Here is a 25,981-nt window from a genome sequence, read left to right as displayed (position 1 = left end):
ACATTGCAGGTTGATGCACTGAAAAAAAAACTGGCACATTCTGCAACGCTATTCTGGCACAAGACCTGATAATTTTAATGCTAATTTCAGACGATACTCTCAATTCAAAGTCCAACCCTGTTAAAAATATGTACAATTTTGCAGGATGCCTTGCAAGCGAGTTTTTTTATCATACGCAAGCATGAATTTTTATCTCTTATACTGAATAACTACGTGTATAAAAATACACTAAAACATTACGGCCATGCGCTTTTCTCTAATACTCTAAAAAAATAATTGTGGCTTCCTGCGATCGCTGCTAGCAGTCGCTGGCAAGCTTAATCCATGGTTTAACGAAGGTTAAAAAATGAATCAAGCAAATATTTATACAATAATTACTAAAATCAAACAATAAATTTATGAGTAAAAATTAGCATTAGCTTCATTTTTTAGATATATAATCAGCGGCAGAAGTATCAGGATAAAACAGTTTGATGTACACTTCCATATAATTACATACACTGCCGAATTGCTCTAGTAGGAAGTATATTTTTTGATTTTCGATTTGTAGTAAGGCTTTGCTTAGATTTATCAGGATATACTTATTACAAAAAACTGATTTCTGTTATTGTCCCTGTTATTAATGAAGCCGTGAACTGCGACAAAGCCTAGCAAGTGTTCAGCCTGATCGCACGGTAGAAATTGCGCAATCATTCGGTGCGAAAGTTTTGTCTGCGCCTGTGACGACTCTTGCGGTTCAGATGAATTTGGGCGCTTTATTAGCTACAGGTAATATTTTATTGTTCTTGCACGCTGTTACTCGCCTTCTAAAAGGTTACGATACCTTGTATCAAGCCTTAAACACGACAAATTACCAATTGCTGGGGCTTTTGCGCTATGCATTAATGTATTGCTACTGAGTTTAAGGATCATTGAGTACGGAATAGATTGGCGATCGCGCTAGCTACAAATGCTTTATGCCGATCGAGCTATTTTTATGAAGTCAGCGGCTTTTTAGCAGATTGGTGGCTTTCCTCAGTTACTGATTATGGAAGATTTTGAATGATGAGCGGTTGCGACATTAAGGGCGTATTACGACTATCTCAGCATCTGCGATCGCCTCAGCACGTCGTTTGTTGCGCTTAAGAGTTTGGCGAACAACGATAATTAATCAACTAGCAATTATCGCTTACTTGAGTGGCGTTACACCTTAAAAAATTGCTCAATGACACTATCAAAATAATAAGTTAAGTATCCTACGTTGACAAAAAAAACAGAGCTTAGAGTGTATTTTTCTAAAAGATGAGAATTTGTTTTCTTGCCTTCGCGATTGTAAACTATTCATTTACAGAGATACATAGCTGTCTTCTTAAATAAGAATATATGTACTTTTTGCAACTTTCACTAATATCAACTACCTTATATAAAACTCGACAGTTGGAAAAATAATTCATTGCGAACCAAATGAAGATAAAATACTCTTCTAATGCTCGTTCCTTGCACCTGGCACTGAAAAGATCAAAACAATGAAAGCACTTAATAACAACATATTATTTTCTTCACTGGCATCCCGAACCTTGAAAATCGTAGGAATCATCCTCATCTTGGCTTTTTTACTTGATTTTGTCTTATTGTTATTTCCGTTTCGAGCGCAAACTCAAGCATGGCAAATTAACTTCGCCACTCAAATTATTGACCGTGGGACAATTCCTATGGTAGGGACAGCCTTACTTTTAGCTGGTTATTGGATCGAAACCATTGGCACAGACGCTACTTGGAGTCGCCAAGCAGGACTCAACTTAAGATTTCTTGTATTGGTGTTGGCAAGTTTGTTAGGGCTACTTTTTCTACTACTTGCGCCGCTACACATTAATAATATTTTACAAGCAAGGTCAGAAGCGATCGCCCGAATCAATCAAGAAGTATCGCAAGCCGAAACTCAAATCCAAAGCCAAATCGCCGCGCAGCGAACCCAAATCCGCACTCAAATTTCCGCTATCTTGCAAGACGAACAGCAAGTGAATGCCGCACTCCAAAGCCCACAAATCCCAGAGCAAATTAGAAACATACTCCAACAAGCTAGAGAAAACCCGCAAGCCCTCGATCAAATCATCGACCAACAACTGAATGCAGATACCGTTCGCAATCAAGCTTTAGAACAGATTCAGCAGCGCAGACAAGAAGTCGAACAACGCGCGCAAGAACAAGTGCAATCGGGAATTGGCAGTGGTATTCGTAGTTTGCTGCTGTCGATTGGTTACATTCTAATTGGCTGGACAGGATTAAGAAACATGAACTCGCTACCACCAGATCGCCCAAATTACACCGACTATTAACGAGGTGATGCGCTGCACTCCACGACTTAATGAGTAGTGCTACAATAATTGAAACAAATCTTTACAGCTTTTCAAAGAATACAATAGAATATGCAACCAATTGCAAATGACCTGAACTAAGGCAGGGAGAGGGTGCGAGGATAATAAAGTTACGTGTCAGTATATGAGATAACAGTTTCCCTCAGTGTGTCGTATCCTAATTTACTGACTCACCGCAAACAACTCAAAAGTCAAGTGCCAGTTACAAGGAGAGTGGGCGATTTGTGTTTGAACGCCTTAAACAAGACTTAAAAAACGACTTGATCGCAGGGCTATTAGTAGTCATTCCGCTGGCTACTACAATTTGGCTAACCGTTACGATCGCAACATGGGTTATCGACTTTCTCACACAAATTCCTAAGCAACTAAATCCCTTTGATGGTATGCATCCACTTTTAGTGGATCTGTTAAGTTTAGCAGTAGGGTTAACCGTACCGTTATTTAGCATTTTGCTCATCGGTTTGATGGCTCGCAATATTGCGGGACGGTGGTTGCTCGATGTGGGAGAGCAACTTTTGCAAGCAATTCCCTTAGCAGGCTCAGTTTATAAAACACTTAAACAGTTGCTAGAAACTTTGCTAAGAGATAGCAACGGCAAGTTTCGCCGCGTTATCTTAGTAGAGTATCCCCGCAAAGGAATGTGGGCGATCGCATTTGTGACAGGCAACATCAGCAGTGATATCCAGTCGCAATTAGCTCGTCCTGTATTGAGTATTTTTATTCCGACAACTCCAAATCCAACAACTGGTTGGTACGCAATTGTCCCTGAAGATGAAGTTATTACCTTAAAAATGTCGATAGAAGATGCCTTCAAGGTGATAATCTCTGGAGGTATCGTTGCTAGCCCTCCCATACAACCTTTAGTTGTTCCTAAAGAGCGTACACTCGAATCACCACTACAGTAAAAAGGAGTGACTGGTGAGTTTTGAGTTTTGAATGGTGGGCGTAGCGTACCGAAAGCATTTATTAAAAAAATTTATAACTCAGCACTCATAACTCCCCGTCTTCTACTTCCTCTGACCCCCAACCTCTCATTATGCAACCTCGTAGAATTGCCCGCGAACTGGCTCTACTCAGCTTGAGCCAACTACCAAGTTCACCCGAAAAACTAGAAACACAGCAACTGTCAAATATGGTATTGGCAGCCGTCAGGACTTTGACAACCGAAGTTCAAGATACACTGACGACCGCCGCAGCCGAACTACAACGCGCGAGCGATCGCTTATTAAGTAGCGAAACACGTGCTAGCGACTTACGTACCTCTCGGTCAATGGTCGATGAGTCCATCCAACTTACTCAAAGCGCAATTAACCGAATTGGTACAGCACTAGAACTACCCGAACTCATTCAACTAGCAAATCAACCTGAATTTGACGTTCGTACCTACGCGCTACAAATTGTCCGCGCCGTCAATATTCATCGCCCAGAAATTGACGAACAGCTAAATGCTGCATTAGTCGATTGGCAAGTATCGCGTCTTGCACGCATCGACCGCGACTTACTCCGCATCGCAGTTGCAGAGATATTATACTTAGGCGTTCCGGATCGCGTAGCCATCAACGAAGCGGTAGAACTTGCTAAGCGTTACAGTGGAGATGACGGACACCGCTTTATTAATGGTGTTCTCCGCCGCATCAGCGAGCAAACACAAGCTGCTTACCCAAAATCTTAGCAGCAGGTATATCGCCTGCTTTGGTTGAGAGTTGGTAAACTAAACATCTCTGCTATTTAATAAAGTAAGTCTTAGCTGGCAATTTACAGTAGTGCAATGGTTTTTAATTGGTTCCGTCGTCAATTTAGTAGTAATGAGCAAGCTGCTCCCGCAACCGAGGAACAGTCTACAGCTACACCACCTGTACCAGAACCGACACCTGAAGAAGAACAGCGCGAACCATCACAAGATGCAGCTGACTACTTAAGTTTTGCTAAGGCAGCCTACAAAAATATTCAACAACGACAAGCGCAATCAGTTGTTGAGCCAGCACAAGATGCCGCTACGACCGATGAAGAAACTTCAATCGAAGTAGTAGAATCGGAAACGACTTACTCAGAAGCAGAAACTCCGCAAAGCGAACCACTCGCAGCAGAAAGTGAACCCGTCACGACAGAAGATGAGGTACAACCTTCTTTAGCGCCAGAAACTCCGCAAAGCGAACCACTCGCAGCAGAAAGTGAACCCGTCACGACAGAAGATGAGCCATTAATCAGTGACGAAACAACAGTAACTGACGCGACAACCGAATCACTACCATTTTGGGCAAGGGCAGAAGCTGAACGCCAAGCGCGATTAGAAAGACTCAAAGCAACCGCAATCGAGGAACCTGAACCAGTTGCTGCTACAGTGGCGGAAACTCCACAAGTCGCAGACGAAGCACTATCAATTCCTGGTTTGGCATTTGATGAGGGTTTCTTGTGGTCAGCCGAAATTTTAGCCGCGCAAGGACGCAAACCCGAAGATATTTCGATTGAAGAAATTACTTGGCTCAAAAAGCTACGCCAAGGTTTAGATAAGACTCGCCGTAATATTGTCAATCAACTCAAGGCGATCGTAGGGCAAGGACCACTCAACCAAGCAGCCGTACTAGAAATTGAAGCACTACTATTGCAAGCGGACGTTGGTGTTGCAGCCACAGACTATGTAATTAACGCCCTACAAGAGCGAATTAAACAAGAGGCATTACCCCCAGAAGTTGCGATCGCCTATCTCAAAGAAATTCTACGAGATATGCTCGATCAACCTTTAAAAGTGCATAACGCTACATTTGCTCCCGAAAAAGACACGCTCAATATTTGGTTGATGACCGGAGTCAATGGCGCGGGTAAAACAACAACGATTGGCAAAATCGCGCATATTGCCCAAAAGTCCGGCTACAAATGCTTAATTGCTGCGGCGGATACTTTCCGCGCGGCGGCGGTCGAGCAAGTTAAAATTTGGGGTTCACGTAGTGAAGTTGATGTAATTGCCAATCCAGGACAAAATACTGATCCTGCGGCGGTCGTATTTGATGCAATTACAGCTGCACAATCACGCAACATTGAATTACTTTTAGTTGATACTGCGGGACGACTCCAAAATAAGAAAAATCTCATGGACGAACTTAGTAAAATTCGTCGTATTGTTGATAAAAAAGCTCCCAACGCTAAAATTGAATCGCTACTTGTTCTCGATGCAACTTTGGGGCAAAACGGTTTACGTCAAGCGGAAGTTTTTGCCCAAGCGGCTCAACTGAGTGGTGTTGTCTTAACAAAACTCGATGGTACGGCGAAAGGAGGAGTTGCACTAGCGGTCGTACAGCAACTCAATCTCCCGATTCGCTTTATCGGTGCAGGTGAGGGAATTGAAGACTTACGCCCGTTTTCTAGCTACGAATTTGTGGAAGCACTGCTTAGTAGTTAATTTAGACACAAAATATCAAACGAGTTCAGCTGAAAATACATTTTTTCAGCTAAAATACTTCAACATTTCCAATTAAATAATCTTTAATCTAAGGAAAAAAATAAAACTTGCTCCTAGCATTATCCCCTACTGCTAAATTTACGCTTAGATGCTATAAGTGTGGCAGGCAGCAGGAGGCATAGTGCCAAGGGTAAATAGCAGTTCTTTGCTAGAATCCAAACAAAAAACTAAAGTAAAAAACCGTATTTTACCGTTGCCATCACCAGGTTACACAAAAGGCTTTACAGTTTCTAGCTTATGTAGCTGGCGATACCTTCTCGTCACAAAACAAAATGATTTTTGCTGCCACTTGATGGATCAAATCCTCAGATAAGAGAATAACAATTGTGCCTGTGTCTCAATCTTCCTCGCAACCTACTGCTGACCGCAATAGCAACGCCAACACTGATAGCACTCCTATTTTGGCGCTCAAACAACTTGTAGCGCGTCTGCACAAAGAGCAGCACAAGATCCACGATCTATTGAGTTCTCTTGGGTTCGCCCTGCGAAGCTTTAATAATCTCAATCAGTTTTTGGAACTCATTCCCTTGATGGCAACACGCGTTACAGATGCTGATGGCGGGGCATTAGTTTTATTTAAGCCTAACGGTCAAGTGCGCTTAGAACGACTGCACTGTCAAGATAGTCGTCAAAGCCAAAACATCCGCAAGGCACTAGAAACGGCGATCGGCGCGGTGACAGCTTCTTTAACGACCGCGCCTAAAATTGTTCCCGCAGCTGCGACGGCGGCTTTAGACGACCAAGTTAGCCGCTACCTGGGATCAGACATTCAACTATTTGGCACGACAATTTTTGTCAAACAATCTGAACGCGGACGACTTTATGTCTTTAGCAGCAAACCCGAATACACTTGGACAGAAAATCGACAAAAGTTAGTCCGCTTAGTTGCCGATCAAACCGCAGTTGCCATTGAAAACGATGAATTGACAGCCGAACTGCGCAAAAAAGAACGCATGAATCGAGAACTGGAAATCGGTGCAGAAATTCAACTACGACTGCTACCCCGCCAGTGTCCAAAAATTGCAGGAATCGCTTTAGCCGCGCGCTGTCAACCAGCAAGTCATATCGGAGGAGATTATTATGATTTTATTCCTACCAACTGCCATCCCAGCGAAGCAAAGCAAAGTGGCGATACTCCGTGTCGTTGGGGAATTGTGATTGGAGATGTCATGGGAAAAGGTGTTCCCGCAGGTTTATTGATGACGATGACACAGGGAATATTACGTGCAGAAGTCCCTAACGGCAATTCACCAGCCCAGATTCTCCAAAAATTAAATCAAGTAATTTATGCGCATTTAGAAAATTCGCACCGCTTTATCACTTTATTTTGCTCTGCCTACGATCCCCAAACTCAAACGCTGTATTACAGTAATGCTGCGCACAACCCACCATTACTTTGGCAAGCCGCAACAGGAAATGTCAAACGCTTGGATACGTGGGGAATGCTGATTGGGTTAGATGCACAAAGTCAGTATGAAGACGCTCATATTCAACTGCATCCAGGAGATACGATTATTTACTACACGGATGGTTTTACTGATGCAGCGAATCAAAGCGGCGATCGCTTTGATGAAGAAAACCTCATTCGTCACTTCTACTGGGCTTGTCAGCACTGTCAAGAACCGCAAGCCATCCTCGAATATCTGTTTGAGCAAGTGTATCGCTTTACTGGCTCTGCAAACCAAAATAAAGATGACATGACACTTGTTGTCTTGCAGGCAAATTAATAAAGGGATTCAGAGGTCAGAGGTTAGGGTTTTTAGGGTTTGACAGGTGGGAAGCCTAAACTTTTTGATGGTTTCAAGCGATCGCTGATTTATCCATCTAAAAGGCAAAAAGATTAAACTTGCGGCATGAAAAGAATTGCGAATTTATTCGCAGCTTAACAAACAAAGTCCACCCAGGTAGACTCATTCATAAAACTCTAAGTGAAGCGTGTGCGTCGGCACACTTTGTTTGGGTAGCCCCGACTTTAGTTGCAGGGCTTTTTCCTCGACCTCCGAACCGTAGGTTTGAAAAAAAGCGCGTCCTCTGACCTCCGACCTCTCCTAAATTGTGTGCAAAAAGCAGATTTGGTAACAGCGATTTAAAATTAATTACTCATATCATTTAATTTTCCGTCAAAATCTTGCTTTGATGGGAATTGACTTTGAGTGAAGGAACGTAAATTAGCTGTGAATCAACAACAAACATGGAGTCAGCGATTTGAATCAGCGCTACACCCTGCGATCGCTCGCTTCAATGCTAGTATCAACTTTGATATTGAATTAATCGAATACGACATCACGGGTTCGATCGCCCACGCAAAAATGCTCGGACATACAGGGATCGTCACACCCGAAGAAGCCGCGCAACTGGCTACAGGTTTAGAACAAATTCGTCAAGAATATCGACAAGGAAAATTTACACCAGGAATCGATGCGGAAGACGTTCATTTCGCCGTCGAACGACGCTTAACCGAAATTGTTGGCGATGTCGGCAAAAAACTCCATACCGCGCGATCGCGTAACGATCAAGTCGGAACTGATATTCGGCTTTATCTGCGCGACCAAATTCACCAAATTCGCCAAGCCATCCGCGAATTTCAAGGCGTTCTTCTCGATCTAGCCGAAACAAATGTTCAAACGCTGATCCCTGGCTACACGCACCTACAACGCGCCCAACCTGTGAGTTTAGCGCATCACCTCATGGCGTACTTTCAAATGGCACAACGCGACTGGGAACGCTTAGGAGACGTTTATCAGCGCGTCAATATCTCGCCCTTGGGAAGTGGGGCGTTAGCTGGTACCACTTTCCCGATTGATCGACATTACACCGCCAAACTCTTGCAATTTGAAAAGATTTATACTAACAGCATGGACGCAGTGAGCGATCGCGACTTTGCGATTGAATTTCTTGCTAGCGCAAGTCTCATCATGGTTCACCTCAGCCGTCTTTCAGAAGAGGTGATTTTGTGGTCGTCGCAAGAATTTAGCTTTGTCAAGCTTAAAGATAGCTGCGCCACAGGTTCGAGCATTATGCCACAAAAGAAAAACCCCGATGTGCCAGAACTGGTACGGGGCAAAACGGGGAGAGTATGCGGTCATCTCCAAGCACTACTTGTTTTAATGAAAGGTTTACCCTTGGCTTATAACAAAGACTTGCAAGAAGACAAAGAAGCTATTTTTGATAGCGTCCACACGGTCAAAGCTTGTCTAGAAGCGATGACAATTCTGCTGCGGGAGGGATTAGAATTTTCTACTCCGCGCCTATCCGCAGCAGTCGCCGAAGATTTTTCTAACGCAACCGATGTTGCCGATTATTTAGCAGCACGCGGAGTTCCTTTCCGCGAAGCTTACAACCTGGTTGGAAAAGTTGTCAAAACTTGCATCGCGGCGGGAAAACTCCTCAAAGATTTGAGCTTAGAGGAGTGGAAAGCTTTACATCCTGCCTTTGAGCAAGATATTTATCAAGCGATCGCTCCTCAACAGGTCGTTGCCGCGCGTAACAGCTACGGTGGAACCGGCTTTGAACAAGTAAGCCAAGCAATTACTGCTGCTCGTCAGCTATTGATTGCGGAGCATACCTCCGCAACCACTGCTACTTCGTCAAATTAGCGCCGAGTTATTTGGATGGTAACTGCCGGATAAAGCCTTAACAAGTGCGGTTAAACGCTTATGTGTCGGCGGCTGCTGCTGTATCTTCTTCTTCTCGTTGCTGCTGCGGATTTTGCTGATATCTTCTCTGGAAACGCCCTGTAGTTGTTCTCTTACGAAACTTTCGGGCGTACGCCTGATTCCGTAGCGCCTTTTCTTTTTTTGGGTTACGGCGCTTAGCCATGTTCACCTCAATGAATAAACAACAATTTAAGCCTCTAAAATTTTTAGAGAGGCAATATAAGCTACCACTAATAAACGGTATACCTCCAGCCTAGCGAATTTAACTTGATAGTCGCACGCCTCGACTCGAAAAGTATGCTGGCTACTGGTAGCTACGCATCAACTTGTGTATGACACAGGTTTCTGACAGTAGGCTTGAGTTACCTTATTGCTAGACTATGCTGCCATAGACTGAGCATTAAGATTAGACAAAATGCCAATTACTAAGTCAAACGACTATTATGCCACTTTAGGGTTCATTATAAGCTAACTGATATCTCTCTGGGCAAGCGCAGTGAGTCATCGACTCCAGGCTTACGCTTAGCGCTATTGCTTCCTAATGTGAGGTGCTAGCATGAACACTAGCTCAATATATGAGGTGCTAGTCAATTCATTATTGAATAAAGGGAACAAGCGTGGTAAAACATAGTGTCTCCTTTTCTACAAAAGAGCCGACTACCCTCAAGCTGTATTCGATGATATTACTGACGGCAGTTTATTCCAAAAATTGTAAGGTTGAATAATATTAGTCTTTCTCGCGTTCCAGCTTTTCGCTATATGAGCCGTTTGTGGCAAATTGGTCAAACCGTCTTAGGAATTATCTTTCGGCATCCAATTCCTGGTACTAGCATTATTCCAATTCTGCCTGATGGTCAGATCGTTTTGGTTCGTCGCCGTGATAATGGCAAATGGTCTCTGCCAGGAGGTATGGTGGACTGGGGAGAAGATATTCCGACAGCCGTGCGTCGAGAGTTAGCCGAGGAAACAGGACTTGAACTTGTTAAAATTCGCCGCTTGGTTGGAGTGTATTCCGCACCCGATCGCGATCCGCGCGTACATTCTATTTGCGTGCTGGTAGAAGCCGAAGTAAAAGGCGAAATGAAAATTCGCGATTCTTTAGAAGTGATCGACATCAAAGCTTTTCCGCCGACATCGTTACCGCCTGGTGAACTTTCACACGACCACACGCAGCAACTACAAGATTATTTTGCTGGGTTGACTACTGTAGCCTAAGAAGGGGTGAAGAGTGGTGAGTTATGTAAAACACTATTCTTCCTCTGCTTCCTCTACCACTTTACACCCTCGGTGCTTATTCCTCTCGGCTTGCCCAGTAACAGCGTATTCCTTGAAAAATTAAATGTGGGGCGGAAGTGATCTTTGCGGCGATATCTGGGTGTTGCAATTGAAAACAATTGAGAAGTAAAGTGCGATCGCCTCCTGTTATCGCAACACAACTCGCAGGAAATTCTTGCCACCAGGCATTAACAAAGTCTTTGATTCCAGCTATCAGCGTATACATTACCCCGCTTTGAATTGATGTAGGCGTACTTAAACCCCAGCGCGGAGGAAGTAATTCTTGAGGATCGACAAGCGGTAATGCAGCAGTTCGTTCGCCTAGGGCTTGAAATTGTAAGCGAACACCTGGAAGAATCGCACCACCAACCAGCATGCGATCGCCGTTTGCACCTGTGAAAGTTAACGCAGTTCCAGCATCAATAACGAGTGCAGGGAAACCCCATGTTGCGCCTGCGCCCCATAACGCTAAGGCGCGATCAATTCCCAACGTCGGATAAACTCCTTGTAGTGGAACTTGCGCTAATATTATTTCGTGAAGATTGGGATATGTTCGCCAAATTGCCGTTTGGCTGGGAACAACTGAAGCTAAGTAAATAGGTGGTGAGGTGATATTAATTGCTCTAGGAGCTAAAATTTCTTGAGAAAAATCGGTAATATTTTGACAGCTTGCGAGTTTTTGCACAACTGATGCAGGTAAATACTCAGTATCCCAAGCCGCTTGCAGCCTTTTTGCATTAAACCATGCCCAGTGCAATCGCGAATTACCAATAACTAATGCTAGCCAGTGCGATTCACTCATACATCAATCGCGATTCTTAATCTTTTGCTAGCAGTTACTTTGTACGGATAAGGCATTGCTTTACCCCTTGAAACACTTTTAGTTTTTTAAACTGAAATATAAATTTATTAATAAACCTTTACAAAAAAAGCATGAGACAATAAAACTAGATAAAAAAAAGTTATAAGTTGCGCAGGAGGCTGACGAATGGTAGTGCTCACCGATAAAGCCCAGAATCGGCTAACAATGCAAACTGCCGACATTGCTCCCAATACAACCGCAATTCGCTCGCTCGACTGGGATCGCGATCGCTTTGATATCGAGTTTGGCTTGCAAAATGGCACAACATACAACTCATTTATCATTCGAGGTGAGCAGACGGCTTTAGTCGATACCTCTCATGAGAAATTTCGCCAACTTTATTTAGACACGCTGCGTCATGTCATTGACCCAGCAGAAATTGACTATATCATTATCAGCCACACAGAACCGGATCATAGCGGCTTAGTCAAAGACGTATTACAGCTTGTTCCCGAAGCAACAGTCGTAGGCTCAAAAGTCGCGCTTCAGTTTCTCGAAGACATGGTGCATCAGCCGTTTAAGCGGCAAATTGTGAAAAACGGCGATCGCTTAGATTTAGGTAACGGGCATGAATTAGAGTTCATCAGCGCCCCGAATTTGCACTGGCCTGATACGATGTTCACTTACGATCGCAAAACGCAAGTTCTCTACACGTGTGATGCCTTTGGGTTGCACTATTGCGACGATTATACCTTTGATGAAGACCTCGGCGCGATCGAAGCTGATTTCCGCTTTTATTACGACTGCTTAATGGCTCCAAATGCACGTTCAGTGTTATCCGCACTCAAACGGATGGGCGAACTAGGCAAAGTGACCACGATCGCAACAGGTCACGGTCCACTACTGTATCACAACGTTGAAGAACTCACGCGCCGTTATCGCGTCTGGAGTCAATCGCAAGCAAAGGCAGAAACAACCGTTGCGGTTGTTTATACTTCCGATTATGGATACAGCGATCGCCTCGCACAAGCAATTGCTCAAGGTATCACCAAAACAGGCGTTGCGGTTGAAACTGTAGACTTGCGATCCGCAGATCTCCAAGAAGTTCAGGAACTCATTAGCCGCGTATCAGGAATCGTAATCGGAATGCCTCCCGCGTCAGGAGATGCAGCGGAAACCACCCAAACTGTGTTAAGTACCATCTTAGCCGCCGCTAAAGCAAAGCAAGCAGTCGGTATTTTTGAATCGGGTGGTAGTGACGATGAGCCAGTTTACCCACTGTTGAACAAATTCCGCGATTTAGGACTTTCGATTGCTTTTCCCGCAATTCAAATTAGAGAAGCACCCACCGAAGCAACCTACAAGCGGTGTGAAGAAGCAGGAACTGACTTAGGACAATGGCTAACGCGCGATCGCAGCATCAAAGTTATGAAATCTTTAGATGCCGATCTCGACAAAGCTTTAGGTAGAATCAGCGGTGGACTTTACATCATCACTGCCAAAAAAGGCGACGCATCAAGCGCAATGTTGGCGTCGTGGGTAACACAAGCAAGTTTCAAGCCCCTCGGAGTGACAATTGCAGTTGCGAAAGACCGCGCGATTGAATCGTTAATGCAAGTCGGCGATCGCTTTGTGCTCAATGTCTTAGAAGAAGGCAATCACCTGCACTTAATGAAACACTTCCTCAAGCGTTTCTCGCCTGGTGCCGATCGTTTCGAGGGCGTTAAAACCCAACCTTCCCAAAATGGCGCGCCAATTCTTACCGAAGCGCTAGCTTACATGGAGTGCGAAGTCACAAGCCGGATGGAACTAAGCGATCACCACATTGTTTATGCCACCATCGAAACCGGTAGAGTCAGCAATCCCGAAGCCCTCACCGCCGTTCACCATCGCAAAGTCGGCAATCACTACTAAGGGGCAAGGAGTGAGGAAGAGCCAGTCGAAAGGTGCGGAGGTGTCCTCCGTTGAGCGAACTGGCTCCTCTGCTCTAAAAACCCTGACCTCCGCCCTCTGACCCCTCATTTGACTTATGCAATCAAAGCCACGCGACGTACAGTTTTTTCCCGTTGGTACCGATACCACCGTGCTGCGATCGCGCAGTTGGACGCGGTTACGATTTGAAATTGAATATGCCTTGGCGCGCGGTACGACTGCTAACTGTTACATCATTCAAGGCGATCGGCTAGCAATTATCGATCCTCCTGGAGAAACTTTTACCCAAATTTATTTAGCAGCTTTACAGCAGCGCATCGATTTACAAAAGCTCGATTATGTCATTCTCGGACACGTTAACCCTAACCGTGCTGCAACGTTAAAAGCGCTACTAGAAATTGCCCCACACATTACCTTTGTCTGCTCTAACCCTGGTGCAATCAATCTCCGTAGCGCACTAGAACACCCTGAACTACAAATTAGGGTGATGCGCGGCGAGGAAACGCTCGATTTAGGCAAAGGTCATCATCTGCAATTTATTCCTACTCCTAACCCGCGCTATCCCGATCATCTTTGCACCTACGATCCTCTCACAGAAATTCTTTACACAGATAAGTTATTCGGCGCGCATATTTGCGGCGACCAAGTATTTGATGAGGGCTGGGAAAGTTTCCAAGAAGATCGGCGCTACTACTTTGATTGCTTAATGGCACCGCACGCGCGTCAAGTAGAAACCGCACTCGATAAGCTTGCTGATTTTCCTGTGCGAATGTACGCGACAGCGCACGGTCCATTAGTACGTTATGGACTGTTACAACTCACCGAAGCTTACCGACAGTGGAGTCAGCAGCAGACGTCTCAAGATACGACTGTCGCTTTGATTTATGCTTCCGCTTATGGAAATACGGCAACACTAGCACAGGCGATCGCGCGTGGCATTACCAAAGCAGGTGTTGCGGTCGAATCGATCAACTGTGAAATTGCTGCTCCTGAAGAGATTCGCACTGCGGTAGAAAAATCTGCTGGATTTATCATGGGTTCACCTACGCTTGGCGGTCATGCGCCGACTCCGATCCAAACCGCATTAGGCATTGTCCTCTCGACTGCGACTAACAATAAACTTGCAGGAGTGTTTGGTTCTTACGGCTGGAGTGGTGAAGCGATTGACGTAATCGAGAGCAAACTCAAAGATGCTGGTTATCGATTTGGGTTTGACACGATGCGCGTCAAGTTTAAACCTACTGATGTCACTCTCCAACTGTGTGAAGAAGCAGGAACTGACTTTGCTCAAAGCTTGAAAAAAGCCAAAAAAGTCCGCGCCCCGCGACAACCAGCTACCAGTGTTGAACAAGCCGTTGGGCGAGTTGTTGGATCGCTAAGTGTCGTGACAACTAAACAGGGAGATGTTTCTAGTGCAATGCTAGCGTCATGGGTTTCTCAAGCAACTTTTAATCCTCCTGGATTAACTGTAGCGGTTGCTAAAGACCGTGCAATTGAATCACTTATGCACACTGGCAACAAATTTGTGCTGAATGTACTCGCTGAGGGCAAGCAATTACGCAAGCACTTCATGAAGCCTTTTGCACCTGGAGAAGACCGCTTTAGCGGTGTAGCGACTCAAAGCGCAGATAATGGCTGTCCTATCCTCTCCGACGCGCTGGCGTATCTAGAATGCTCAATTCAAAATCGCATGGAAGCCGGCGATCATTGGATAGTCTATGCAAGTGTTGATAACGGTAAAGTTCTCGCTCCTGATGGAGTGACTGCGGTTCACCATCGTAAGTCAGGAAACCATTACTAGAGGCAAAGAGGAGCAGAGGAAGCAGAACTCACCCCTTCCTACTGTCTCTTCTCTAAATACTGACCGATCATCTGCTGTTCGCCTGCACGAGAGATGATGGTTTGCCGAGTGCGGTAATTGTTACCAATCAGCTTCAATTCTTCTTCAAAAACAGAACCTTTGTATTCTGTACGCAGACACATCGTTTGTGGATTGGAGAAATAATACTCAGCCGTCACTGGCTTTGTTGTGGCAAAACCGCGATCGCGATACAACGTTGTCCCCCCTACACCAAAAAGGGTCGCGCCCTTAGACTCTTTTTTTCCTGATACTGAATTCGTACTCTCCCAACTCACTTCTGCTCCACAAGTTAAAATGGCAGCGTCATCGAGTTGGTGTAGTTGAGCAAGTTGTTCGAGTTCAGGACACCCTGGCGCTAAAAAGCGAATGGTAATCATACTGACCATTTCTTTAGTTTCGCCGTCGGGCAAAGTATAGTATCGCCTTTCTGAGCGCCATTTCCCAGCGGAGCGTCTGAAAAATTCCGCAGCTAGTAGCGAAGCTTCTGTGTTTGGGGTCAGTTGTCGCGGTGATGTCACTATCAGCAAGCCTCATGGAAAGTTAAAGCAACAAAGGGTATCAAACGATTAATTGCAATACCTTGTTACTATTTTTAATACTGTAAATTATACCTAATAATATAGCGACAAAAAGAAGAACTGTGTCATAGTTTTACAAAATCAAGCAAGATAAAGAAGGCATCTGTGCGTGCAAGGCAATGCTTTGTACCGCAGCACCATATTTTTGGCGCAATGTGTCGGGAGATACAGATTATCTTGTTGCTCGAATTCAGACGCTGCAAACACTGAAAGCAGTGAGAAGAGTTATTTTTTACTATGGTGTCAAAACCTTCTGCTATCTTGCCTTGTGCCTTTCTTCTGTAGGCGTTGCTGAACAGAAGTATGATTTGCCCCCTCGCCCCCCAGAATTGGGGGGAACCAAATTCTTTTAAAGTCCCCCAAGCGTGGGGGATTTAGGGGGCTAAGAGTGCAGCTACTTAACGATTCATACATTGATTAGGCAATGCCCTTCTGTAATAGCCGAATTTAATCATCTGACACGAACTATCGCTCGCTCACTAGACTCAAACACAAATGTCGAGCTAATATGGATGATTGTGAGTTTTTCATAAGGCTATGAACGCGCAAGAAATCATCCGCTCGATCGAAGCGGAGCAATTGAAGTCGGATGTACCTGATATCTATGTCGGCGATACGGTTAGGGTGGGAGTCGTCATTCAAGAGGGCGGCAAAGAACGTACTCAACCTTACGAAGGGATAGTCATTGCTAAACGCAATGGCGGAATTAACGAGACAATAACTGTCCGGCGAATCTTTCAAGGAGTAGGCGTAGAGCGAGTTTTTCTTTTACATTCACCGCGTGTTGCAAGCATCAAGGTGCTACGTCGTGGTAAAGTACGTCGCGCCAAGTTATACTACTTACGCGATCGCGTTGGTAAAGCGACTCGCGTCAAACAACGGTTCGACCGTGCTTTGTAGATAGCAGCAAATTTGAATTCAAGTCACAATTTTGTGCATTCGGACTCAAATTGCGTTACACTATAAGTTAGTGGCTATAGCTACAGCAAATTGTGCGCTCTTAGTTCAGTTGGTAGAACGCAGGTCTCCAAAACCTGATGTCGGGGGTTCAAGTCCTCCAGGGCGCGCTGCGCAGGATCTACCCCTGCTAGGTGTAGCACATTTATCCTTATGCAGAACCCGAAAGCAGTATGCAGTGCTATTCTAGCGCCAAGAAGTATAACTTTCGGGTAAAATTATTTTGGTAAGTATGACTAAGAGCGTCTCGCGAAGCAGACAATTGTAGTGTTTGTAATTGCAGGAATTCATGTCATAGCTGCATTGTGATTGGGGAGACGATTGCTCGTGAACAAGAAAAATGAAGTCGAAGTCCAAGAATCCAAAAATGGAGGTAATCTTGGCAACTTCTTTCGTGGAACTAAAGAAGAATTCGACAAAGTTGTATGGCCTAGCAGACAGCAACTTGTCAGCGAATCAGCCGCTGTATTGTCGATGGTAGTCTTATCCGCGACTTTTATTTATCTGGTTAATGGCTTCTTTGCTTGGGCAGCAGGACAGGTGTTTCGATGACATTAGAAGACGAACTAGGTAATCCCAATCAAGTACAGGATACAGTAGAGGCAACAGAAAATTTGCCTCATATTGCTGCGCGCTGGTATGCAGTTCAGGTCGCTTCAGGCTGTGAAAAACGAGTCAAAGCAGACATTGAGCGACGGGCGCAAACTTTTGATGTTGCCGAGCGGATTGCTCGCGTCGAAATTCCACAAACCCCCGCAGTCAAAATCCGCAAAGACGGTAGCAGACAGCATACCGAAGAAAAAGTGTTTCCTGGCTACGTACTCGTGAAGATGGCAATGGATGATGACACCTGGCAGGTTGTCAAGAATACACCTCACGTCATCAACTTTGTCGGCGCGGAGCAAAGAAAAGGTACGGGTAGAGGACGCGGTCACGTTAAACCAGTAGCGCTGAGTCATACAGAAGTCGAACGGATATTTAAACAGACAACTGAGCAAGAGCCAGTCGTTAAAATTGATATGGCAGCTGGCGATAAAATTGTCGTACTTTCAGGTCCATTTAAAGACTTTGAGGGTGAAGTGGTCGAAGTTAGTCCAGAACGGAGTAAGCTGAAAGCGCTACTTTCAATCTTTGGACGTGACACGCCAGTTGAATTGGAGTTTAATCAGGTTCAGAAACAAGGCTAACGAGAGAATGGCAAAAAAAGTTGTTGCGGTCATTAAGCTGGCTCTGACCGCAGGAAAAGCAAACCCAGCACCTCCGGTGGGTCCAGCGCTTGGTCAGCATGGCGTTAATATCATGATGTTCTGCAAAGAATACAACGCCAGAACCGCAGATCAAGCCGGAATGGTCATCCCCGTTGAAATTTCGGTTTATGAAGACCGTAGTTTCACATTTGTACTCAAGACGCCACCAGCTTCAGTATTGATTAGCAAAGCTGCTGGTATCGAGCGAGGCTCAAACGAACCAAACAAAAAGAAAGTTGGTAAGATTAGCCGCGCACAATTGCAAGAAATTGCCCAAACAAAAATGCCAGACCTCAACGCAAATGATATTGAGGCAGCAATGAAGATCGTTGCCGGAACTGCCCGCAATATGGGTGTGACGGTTGTAGATTAATTGCTAGGATCGTTCTCTAGCATTAGATTTAAAGCTTTAATGTACACGTATAGCGGGGGAGAAGCCGCGCTTCGCTAATAGACCCCAAGGGAGAAAAAAATGGCGAAAAAAGAATCTCGCCGGATGCAAGAACTGCGAACAAAAGTTGAAGATAGACCTTATCAACCAATAGAAGCGCTGAGCTTATTAAAAGAAACTGCGACAGCGAAGTTTGCTGAAGCCGCAGAAGCTCACATTCGCTTGGGAATTGATCCTAAATACACTGACCAGCAACTACGGACAACAGTAGCGCTACCCAAAGGTACTGGGCAAGTGGTACGGGTGGCAGTGATTGCGCGAGGAGAAAAAGTCACCGAAGCAACCAACGCGGGTGCTGATGTGGTTGGATCGGAAGAACTGATTGATGAAATTCAACAAGGTCGCATGGACTTCGATCGGTTAATTGCGACACCTGATGTGATGCCGCAGGTAGCAAGACTTGGAAGACTTCTAGGTCCGCGCGGCTTGATGCCTTCCCCTAAAGGTGGGACTGTGACTTTTGACGTGACACAAGCGATCGCCGATTTCAAAGCAGGTAAATTAGAGTTTCGTGCCGATCGCACAGGAATTGTTCATGTTATGTTTGGTAAGGCGTCCTTCTCACCAGAAGATTTATTGGTGAATCTCAAGGCTTTGCAGGAGACTATTGACCGCAATCGTCCTTCAGGTGCCAAAGGTCGTTACTGGCGGACAATGTTCGTATCGGCAACAATGGGACCATCAATCCAAGTGGATATCAATGCCCTGCGCGATATGAAATCTGAAGCTGCTTGATGAGAGATCCGAGGTTAGAGGTCAGAGAATGTTCATGTAAGCGTCAGCTTAAATCCCTGACCCTTTCAAATTAAATAGACAAAGCCAGAGACAGCAGGAGCTTTCAAAGCTTAATACCCTGCCGAGGTTTGTAACTCAATTGCTCGAATGTCACTCGTGTGAACGACAAAGTGGCATGGCAGCAGAGGTATAACCTGCTGAACCCTGGCTGATAAAGCTGGGGTTTTTGCTTTGAGTATCGGCACGCACAAGTTAAGGAGGTGAGACAAAGATGGGTAGAACGCTAGAAAACAAGCAAGAAATTGTTGCTGAACTTAAGGAAAGTTTGAGTCAGTCGCAGTTAGCGCTTGTTATAGATTACCAAGGACTTACCGTTGCTGAGATTACCGATCTGCGGCGGCGATTGCGTCCTACAGGCACAACGTGCAAAGTGACCAAAAATACCTTCATGGGTATTGCGATCGATGGTCAGGAAAACTGGCAACCGATGTCAGAATTGCTCCAAGGTGCTTCTGCTTTTTTACTAGTCAAAGAAGACGTTAGTGGTGCAATTAAGGCGTATCAGGACTTCCAAAAAGCCAGCAAAAAAACGCAATTGCGTGGCGGCGTTATGGAAGGTCGGGTTTTAAAAGAGCCTGATATCAAAGCACTTGCAGACCTGCCATCAAAAGAACAGCTTATTGCTCAAATTGCTGGAGCAATTAATGCGCTAGCAACCAAGATTGCTGTGGGAATCAACGAAGTTCCTGCTTCGCTGGGTCGCAGTATCCAAGCAGTCTCAGAGAAAGACCAAAACGATGGTGCGCAAAGCGATGCTGCATAGCTAGAGCTTATTGCGTTTTGTGGAAACAACTAAACATTACAGGAGTTAATTAATGTCTGCTGCAACCGATCAAATTTTAGAACAACTCAAGTCTTTAACTCTGCTAGAAGCTGCTGAGTTAGTCAAGCAAATTGAAGAAGCTTTTGGTGTCAGCGCTGCTGCGCCTGCTGGTGGAATGATGATGATGGCTGCGCCTGGTGCTGCTGCGGCTGCACCTGCGGAGGAAGTCGAAGAACAGACCGAGTTTGACGTCATTCTGGACGAAGTACCTGCGGATAAGAAGATTGCAGTTCTTAAAGTCGTACGTACATTGACTGGTTTAGGTCTAAAAGAAGCCAAAGACTTGGTAGAATCTACACCCAAGCCAGTGAAAGAAGCTATTGCCAAAGATGCGGCTGAAGACGCGAAGAAGCAGCTTGAAGAAGCAGGTGCTAAAGTTACTGTCAAGTAATTAATCTGATCGACTCTAGCCCCACTCTAGCCCCCTCTCAGTCTCCCCCAATTCTGGGGGAGAAGATTCTGAATTACAGATGCCCTACAATTTTCTTCGGGGCTATCCAAACGAAGTGTGCAAGGTAGCACAATATGAGTTATATTTTCATGAGTAAGTCCACGCAGGTGGACTTTGTTTATTTAGTGGTGAATTTATTCGCAATTTTTTAGATACAAAATCTAGTGTAAGTCAGCATCCCATACGCCGATATAAATGCGATCGCGATCGTTGCGTTCGATGACTCCTTTCAATCCACCCGTATTAAACGAGTAACGATTGATACGGCGTTGATAAACTTGCTGTAGTCCTTCATTAATCTCAGTAGAAGCATTACCATCTAACATTTGCTGCAAAGTTTCTTGCATAACTTGCGTATCGACTGATTGAGCAAAAGAAACTTCGGTTTGTCGCAGACGTCCAGAATTGCGATCGAATAGATAGCCTAAGGTAACTTGGTTAGGCTTGATGTCATAAATTGCGGCACGCGTATTACCCCAAATACCTCTAGCCGTTTTCGTTGGATTGCCGAGTTTTGCTCGAACTTGGCTTTCGGAGGTACCTGTAGGAAATCCAGGAATTCCCGATACATTTTCTTGTGGAGGGGGCGCAACTGGTGATGGTGAAGGCGCTGGGGGTGGTGTTACCTCTGGTTGTTGTGGTTCTTGGGTTGGAACTGGCGTTTGGGAAAGAGGTTCCTCCTCGGTGGGTGATGGAAATAGCGGCGGAGGTGGCGTAGGAGACTTTACAGGTGGAAGTATCGGTGATGCTGCAATTGGCGCGGTTGGTGATGGCGATCGTTCTGGTATCGGATTTGTTGCAATGGAAGGTTCAGGAATAACTTCTGGCGGTGTTGTGTCATCAAATGCTGCTTCGGGTTGTTGGCGAAAACTTGTAAAAAGTGCGATCGCGGCTAAACCTCCTACAAGTAAACCACCAACTGCCAAGATTAACCAATTGTTTTTTCGCGATGGATACGCGCTAACGGGCGATGTTTGCGCAGGATTTATGACCGTACGCTGACGAGTCATGTTAGGAATAAATAGCGTTGCCTTTTGCTTATGCGTATTGGCAATATGGCTAATCGACTGCAAGTCTTCCAACATTTTCATTGCAGTCGTGTAGCGATCGCGCGGATGATACTGAACTGCTTTGCTGATGACTGCTGCTAGCTTTGGACTCACATGAGGAACATCGCGCTGCCAAAAAATTTCTTCATTCGACGATGTCTCTAACTCTTGAGGTAGTTTTCCTGTAAGTAGATAAATTGCAGTTAAGCCCAAGCTATAAATATCGCTAGCATACACAGGTCTTCCCGCTGCTTGTTCTGGCGACATAAATCCAGGAGTTCCAATCACCATTGTCTGAGTCACTTTGCCTTGTGAATTGATCGCTGTCGCCATTGTTTCTTTGACAGCACCAAAATCAATCAGCACTGGCTGGTTGTTAGACTCGCGCAAAATAATATTGTCAGGTTTAATATCGCGGTAAATAATTCCTTGACTGTGTACATAATTTAGTACTTGCAGCAAGCTAACTAAGATTTTGCGAACAACATCTTCGCTAAGTGGTCCTTCAGTTGCTACCTTACTCGCAAGCGTTTGACCAGGAATCCACTCTTGAACTAAAAAAAACTGACCGTGTTCTGAGAAATAAGCATACAAGTTAGGAATTTGCGAACTTCCTTCACCTAAAGCTTCCAACGTTGCCGCTTCGCGCTGAAATCTCTGTTGAATCACTTGATACATACTAGGATCGTTCACTACCGGCTTGAGTTGCTTAATCACACATCGGCGGCGTGAAGGCATATACGTATCTTCTGCTAGAAAGGTTTCGCCAAACCCACCCGAACCTAGCACCTGAATAATTTGATAGCGACTGTTTAACAGCGTTGTCATCACGGAGTTTGTTTCAAGCGATCACTTAGCTTAACCGTAAGTTCACTTACAGTTAAGATTGAGCTTCTATCCTCCACAATACAATAAACTGCTTTGGCTGGAAGCTGCCATACAACGGTAAGCTTGGCTAGAGCAGGCGGAAAACTTATAATATCGTTCAATTACCTTTTGCCATTAACTTAGTTAGGTTAAATCTAAAATCCCTTTTTCCTTGAGTTTTGGGTTAAAGCGAATCGGTACTTTTACACCACGCGATTCTAGATTTGATAGTACTGTTGCTTCTACTCGGCGGGCTACGCTTTTTAGGAGTTTTATTTGGATCAATTCGTCGCTTGCTTGATAGCTAGTTTGCTCATCAGCGGTCATCGCTAATTTAGCATCAATTGGTTCATTCCACGGTGTTGTATTAGCTACGTTACCTGGAGGAATTGAGCTATTTTCTGCTATCCAAGCTTCCTTAATTTCTTCTAAAACTGTCCGACTAGGACGATTAATGGTTTGAACTTTCAGCCAGTAGCATTTTTCTGGCTGACGTACCAAATGTTGCTTAAGGCTTAGATATACATCGCGCGAGTATCCTACAAATTGCAACACGCGATCGCGGTCAAAAATTGCATACACGCCGACTTGATTTTGAAATCCTTCTGGTAATTGACCATTAGCGTCAATATATGCAAGATACTCTAGCTCTGCTAAAGAAGTATTTGTATCTATAGTCATTACTTATTTAAGGTGATAATTATTACACAAACAAATAAGTTGAAAGAATGCTTCAAACATAAATAATGGAAGTTAATAATAACGTAATCTACTGATATCTGAGATTTCCTTAGTTCAAGCGATCTTTCTTTTCAAGATTAATTGATTATGCTTTGATCAAGTGGCTATCCGCCGCAAGGATATCTCAGCTTTTACTAAATCAAATAAGTGTATTGCTATTTTAGTATTGATTATCAGACTATTGTTAAAGCTATTAAAATCCTTAGTGGCATTAAACAAATTAAGTGTAAAAATATTATTTTATTCAGAGTTATCTAAACTAGCGTAGAAGATTTTGTATGTTTTGTCAGCTAGAAACAAACTTTCTAAATATTAAGAATTATGATGAAATTTAATATTTCTTGAGAACCCTGAGTGCGAGTGTTAAATAGTTATTGTGATGGCTTTGAGGTGACACCTTGAAGCAGAAAATCCAAAGCACGACGCATATAACTTTCGATTTCCTCGGTTTCAGGTTGGAAAAGAATTGACTTAAACAGCAATCCTGTCATCAAATCACAAATCAAGTCGGGGTCAACATCTGGAGACATTTCACCTCTTGCTTTGGCACGCTTAAAGATGATCGAGGCGGCTTTTCGCCGAGGTATGACATATTTTTTCCAATAAATTTCAGCGAACTGTGGGATTGTTGACGCCAGGCTAATAATCATGGCAATCGTTTGACGACCGAGGGGTGAGAGGTCAAGTTCCGCAGCTTGTTTGTGTACCTCTTCTAGGTCAGTCCAAAGGCTTCCTGTATCTGGTATAGTAAGTTGCGGTCGATTACATTCAATAGCTTCGGCAATTAACTCTTCTTTAGAATCGTAACGACGATAAATAGTTGCTTTTCCAACGCCGGCACGCGCTGCGATCGCTTCAATACTTAAGCCCTGATATCCGACTTCTGCCAACAAATCGAGCGTCGCTTGTAAAATTGCTTGATGTACTTCAATACTTCGGGGTCGTCCTGGTGAGCTTTTTGTTGTTTGACTGATCATAATCAAAAGTATTCGTATCTCATGTCGCTCAAGGATAACCTCTCATAACGTTATCTTATCAGACGATATTGCACAGCTTGATAATCGCTAGCTAATCCTCTGTCAACATTTTTATTGTAATACGATGCCGTATCGTATTATAATTTTAAAAGTTTTTTAAAGTTTAGTTGCCGCTGTCACCACAGGTGTTAAGCAGTCTTTGTACTCAGCGGCGATCGTGTCTAGATCGACCAATGGGTAACGCGATTTCGTTGCATTCGTTGGACAATTTTGATTCTGAAAACAAGGGATAGAGCACAACGTATGGCGCAATCTAATTCCGATTACCCAGGAGCACCTGAGCAAACTTCTGAGTCACCACGAAGAACAAAACCGACTCGGTCGAGATCAAAACGTCGTAATCGCTGGATTGCAATTATGAGTGCAGTTATTTTATTAACTGGCTTGGGGTTTGGCTGGCGGTGGTGGGTGAGTAGCCGCAGCGATGTTCAAGGTCCCGCAGCCGGACAACCGCAGGGAATTCCTGTCAGGTTAGAAACGTTGGAAACAACAACCGTAGAAAACGCTACGGACTTTATTGGCTCACTCGAATCACAGCGCGCGGTTGTCTTGCGTCCCGAAGTGACAGGGCGAGTTAGTAGAATTCTTGTCTCCTCTGGCGATCGCGTCAGTGCAGGAACACCACTTGTTCAACTGCGACCCGATCAACAGCAAGCAAACTTGGCAAGCGTCCAAGCAAGCATTAATTCAGCGCGGGCGATTCGTGCTAACGCGCAGTCACAAATTGAGGCACTAGAAGCCGAGCGCATCGCCCAACAGGCAGAAGTTGACCTTCAAAACGAAGAATTTCGGCGAATTTCAGTTTTAGTGAATCAAGGCGCGTTACCAAGACAGCAATTAGATAGTGTTGTCCGCGATCGCCGCACGGCGCAAGCAAACCTCAACGCGATCAACCGTCGCATTCAAGCGGCGCGGGCAAGCTTGCAAGAAGCCGAGGCGGGATTACAGCAGGCACAAGCGAATGCTCAACGCGCCACCGCCGAACTTCAAGAAACGACAATCACGGCACCGTTTAGCGGCATTGTCGGCGATATTCCTGTACGTCTTGGCGATGTTGTAACAAGTGGTGATACACTCACCACAGTAACTCAAAATAATCCGCTAGAACTGCGGCTATCAATTCCTCTAGAACGCGCGCCAGACTTACGCCAAGGTCAACAAGTAGAATTAACTGACACGCAGGGAGACATCATTACTACTGGAGAAATTAGCTTTATTGCACCGCGAGTAGATCCCAACGCGCAAAGCATTTTGGCAAAAGCAACTTTTAGTAATTCAGAAGGACAACTCAGAGACGGTCAATTTGTGCGCGCTAGAGTAATTTGGTCGGAACAACCAGGAGTTTTGATTCCGACAACGGCAATCACGCGCTTAGCCGGAGAACCTTTCGTCTTCGTTGCTGAAACTCCACAACCAGGGGGTGATGCACCAGCCGCACCAAAACTTATTGCTCGACAACGCCCCGTGAAGCTCGGTAGTCTGCAAGGTAACAGTTATCAAGTTCTTTCGGGTGTAGAACCAGGAGATCAAGTTGTGGTTTCTGGAATTCTCAATCTTATGGATGGTGCGCCCATCATACCGACTACCGCTATGTCTCAACCTGTAGGAGCCAATACACCGTAGTACCCTCCTGATCTCTGACCCCTGA

24 protein-coding genes, 1 tRNA gene and 1 other annotated feature are annotated in these 25,981 nt (G+C 44.8%); of the genes, 19 read left to right on the top strand and 6 right to left on the bottom strand.

Annotated features, from left to right (window positions below; genetic code table 11):
* Positions 1-1,505: 1,505 nt before the first annotated feature.
* The 6 genes from GLO7428_RS04110 to argH all read left to right on the top strand — a co-directional run bounded on the left by GLO7428_RS04110 (position 1,506) and on the right by argH (position 9,407).
* The gene (locus GLO7428_RS04110) at positions 1,506-2,315 is read left to right on the top strand and encodes an HpsJ family protein (RefSeq protein ID WP_015187299.1); all 810 of its coding nucleotides are present in this window, start codon (positions 1,506-1,508) and stop codon (positions 2,313-2,315) included.
* Positions 2,316-2,578: 263 nt separating this feature from the next.
* On the top strand, positions 2,579-3,259 hold the full coding sequence (locus GLO7428_RS04105) for a DUF502 domain-containing protein (protein ID WP_015187298.1): 681 nt from the start codon (positions 2,579-2,581) through the stop codon (positions 3,257-3,259).
* Between the two features lie 131 nt (positions 3,260-3,390).
* Positions 3,391-4,026, top strand: a complete 636-nt coding sequence (gene nusB, locus GLO7428_RS04100; RefSeq protein WP_015187297.1) for a transcription antitermination factor NusB — start codon at positions 3,391-3,393, stop codon at positions 4,024-4,026.
* 96 nt (positions 4,027-4,122) lie between these two features.
* Entirely contained in the window at positions 4,123-5,751 is a 1,629-nt protein-coding gene (gene ftsY / locus GLO7428_RS04095; protein ID WP_015187296.1) for a signal recognition particle-docking protein FtsY, read from the top strand.
* Positions 5,752-6,137: 386 nt separating this feature from the next.
* Positions 6,138-7,538 carry a PP2C family protein-serine/threonine phosphatase gene (locus tag GLO7428_RS04090; RefSeq protein WP_015187295.1) on the top strand — a complete coding sequence of 467 codons (1,401 nt, stop codon included), beginning with the start codon at positions 6,138-6,140 and terminating at the stop codon, positions 7,536-7,538.
* Between the two features lie 447 nt (positions 7,539-7,985).
* Positions 7,986-9,407: an argininosuccinate lyase gene (gene argH, locus GLO7428_RS04085; protein WP_041918508.1), complete on the top strand. Its 1,422-nt coding sequence runs from the start codon at positions 7,986-7,988 to the stop codon at positions 9,405-9,407.
* Between the two features lie 58 nt (positions 9,408-9,465).
* Here argH and GLO7428_RS28275 read toward each other — a convergent pair whose 3' ends face one another.
* On the bottom strand, positions 9,466-9,630 hold the full coding sequence (locus GLO7428_RS28275) for a hypothetical protein (protein WP_015187293.1): 165 nt from the start codon (positions 9,628-9,630) through the stop codon (positions 9,466-9,468).
* A 596-nt stretch (positions 9,631-10,226) separates the two neighbouring features.
* Between GLO7428_RS28275 and GLO7428_RS04080 the strand changes: the two genes are divergently transcribed.
* Positions 10,227-10,682, top strand: coding sequence for an NUDIX hydrolase (locus GLO7428_RS04080; RefSeq protein ID WP_015187292.1), 456 nt, complete (start codon positions 10,227-10,229; stop codon positions 10,680-10,682).
* Positions 10,683-10,758: 76 nt separating this feature from the next.
* On the opposite strand, the gene GLO7428_RS04075 is transcribed toward GLO7428_RS04080, so the two are convergent.
* On the bottom strand, positions 10,759-11,544 hold the full coding sequence (locus GLO7428_RS04075; protein ID WP_015187291.1) for a pantothenate kinase: 786 nt from the start codon (positions 11,542-11,544) through the stop codon (positions 10,759-10,761).
* A gap of 186 nt (positions 11,545-11,730) precedes the next feature.
* Here GLO7428_RS04075 and GLO7428_RS04070 point away from each other — a divergent pair, with 186 nt between their 5' ends.
* Both GLO7428_RS04070 and GLO7428_RS04065 read left to right on the top strand, forming a co-directional pair.
* Positions 11,731-13,458, top strand: coding sequence for a diflavin flavoprotein (locus GLO7428_RS04070; protein ID WP_015187290.1), 1,728 nt, complete (start codon positions 11,731-11,733; stop codon positions 13,456-13,458).
* Between the two features lie 115 nt (positions 13,459-13,573).
* Positions 13,574-15,277 (top strand): diflavin flavoprotein, encoded by a 1,704-nt coding sequence (locus GLO7428_RS04065; RefSeq protein WP_015187289.1) that lies wholly within the window; start codon positions 13,574-13,576, stop codon positions 15,275-15,277.
* Positions 15,278-15,315: 38 nt separating this feature from the next.
* Here GLO7428_RS04065 and GLO7428_RS04060 read toward each other — a convergent pair whose 3' ends face one another.
* Entirely contained in the window at positions 15,316-15,855 is a 540-nt protein-coding gene (locus GLO7428_RS04060; protein ID WP_015187288.1) for a phycobiliprotein lyase, read from the bottom strand.
* 179 nt (positions 15,856-16,034) lie between these two features.
* On the opposite strand from GLO7428_RS04060, the gene GLO7428_RS27640 reads away from it, so the two are divergent.
* From GLO7428_RS27640 to rplL, 9 genes are all read left to right on the top strand, one after another.
* Positions 16,035-16,268 (top strand): hypothetical protein, encoded by a 234-nt coding sequence (locus GLO7428_RS27640; protein ID WP_015187287.1) that lies wholly within the window; start codon positions 16,035-16,037, stop codon positions 16,266-16,268.
* A gap of 184 nt (positions 16,269-16,452) precedes the next feature.
* Positions 16,453-16,815 carry a 50S ribosomal protein L19 gene (gene rplS, locus GLO7428_RS04055; protein ID WP_015187286.1) on the top strand — a complete coding sequence of 121 codons (363 nt, stop codon included), beginning with the start codon at positions 16,453-16,455 and terminating at the stop codon, positions 16,813-16,815.
* A 94-nt stretch (positions 16,816-16,909) separates the two neighbouring features.
* Positions 16,910-16,982 (top strand) — tRNA-Trp (locus GLO7428_RS04050).
* Positions 16,983-17,199: 217 nt separating this feature from the next.
* Entirely contained in the window at positions 17,200-17,424 is a 225-nt protein-coding gene (gene secE, locus GLO7428_RS04045) for a preprotein translocase subunit SecE (protein ID WP_015187285.1), read from the top strand.
* Entirely contained in the window at positions 17,421-18,059 is a 639-nt protein-coding gene (nusG, locus tag GLO7428_RS04040) for a transcription termination/antitermination protein NusG (RefSeq protein WP_015187284.1), read from the top strand. The genes secE and nusG overlap by 4 nt, the downstream gene beginning before the upstream one ends.
* Positions 18,060-18,066: 7 nt before the next feature.
* Positions 18,067-18,492: a 50S ribosomal protein L11 gene (gene rplK, locus GLO7428_RS04035; RefSeq protein ID WP_015187283.1), complete on the top strand. Its 426-nt coding sequence runs from the start codon at positions 18,067-18,069 to the stop codon at positions 18,490-18,492.
* Positions 18,493-18,591: 99 nt separating this feature from the next.
* The gene (rplA, locus tag GLO7428_RS04030) at positions 18,592-19,305 is read left to right on the top strand and encodes a 50S ribosomal protein L1 (RefSeq protein WP_015187282.1); all 714 of its coding nucleotides are present in this window, start codon (positions 18,592-18,594) and stop codon (positions 19,303-19,305) included.
* 66 nt (positions 19,306-19,371) lie between these two features.
* Positions 19,372-19,543, top strand: a sequence feature (ribosomal protein L10 leader region).
* A gap of 33 nt (positions 19,544-19,576) precedes the next feature.
* On the top strand, positions 19,577-20,128 hold the full coding sequence (gene rplJ / locus GLO7428_RS04025) for a 50S ribosomal protein L10 (RefSeq protein WP_015187281.1): 552 nt from the start codon (positions 19,577-19,579) through the stop codon (positions 20,126-20,128).
* Positions 20,129-20,180: 52 nt separating this feature from the next.
* Positions 20,181-20,579 (top strand): 50S ribosomal protein L7/L12, encoded by a 399-nt coding sequence (gene rplL / locus GLO7428_RS04020; protein WP_015187280.1) that lies wholly within the window; start codon positions 20,181-20,183, stop codon positions 20,577-20,579.
* 221 nt (positions 20,580-20,800) lie between these two features.
* On the opposite strand, the gene GLO7428_RS04015 is transcribed toward rplL, so the two are convergent.
* The 3 genes from GLO7428_RS04015 to GLO7428_RS04005 all read right to left on the bottom strand — a co-directional run bounded on the left by GLO7428_RS04015 (position 20,801) and on the right by GLO7428_RS04005 (position 24,273).
* Positions 20,801-22,516: a serine/threonine-protein kinase gene (locus GLO7428_RS04015; RefSeq protein WP_015187279.1), complete on the bottom strand. Its 1,716-nt coding sequence runs from the start codon at positions 22,514-22,516 to the stop codon at positions 20,801-20,803.
* 183 nt (positions 22,517-22,699) lie between these two features.
* On the bottom strand, positions 22,700-23,236 hold the full coding sequence (locus tag GLO7428_RS04010; RefSeq protein WP_015187278.1) for a GIY-YIG nuclease family protein: 537 nt from the start codon (positions 23,234-23,236) through the stop codon (positions 22,700-22,702).
* A gap of 431 nt (positions 23,237-23,667) precedes the next feature.
* Positions 23,668-24,273, bottom strand: coding sequence for a TetR/AcrR family transcriptional regulator (locus tag GLO7428_RS04005; RefSeq protein ID WP_015187277.1), 606 nt, complete (start codon positions 24,271-24,273; stop codon positions 23,668-23,670).
* Positions 24,274-24,576: 303 nt separating this feature from the next.
* On the opposite strand from GLO7428_RS04005, the gene GLO7428_RS04000 reads away from it, so the two are divergent.
* Positions 24,577-25,956: an efflux RND transporter periplasmic adaptor subunit gene (locus tag GLO7428_RS04000; protein ID WP_015187276.1), complete on the top strand. Its 1,380-nt coding sequence runs from the start codon at positions 24,577-24,579 to the stop codon at positions 25,954-25,956.
* Positions 25,957-25,981: the final 25 nt, after the last annotated feature.

This window comes from Gloeocapsa sp. PCC 7428 (assembly GCF_000317555.1).
Classification (GTDB): Bacteria; Cyanobacteriota; Cyanobacteriia; order Cyanobacteriales; family Chroococcidiopsidaceae; genus Chroogloeocystis.
This window is presented reverse-complemented; position numbering and strand designations above follow the sequence as displayed.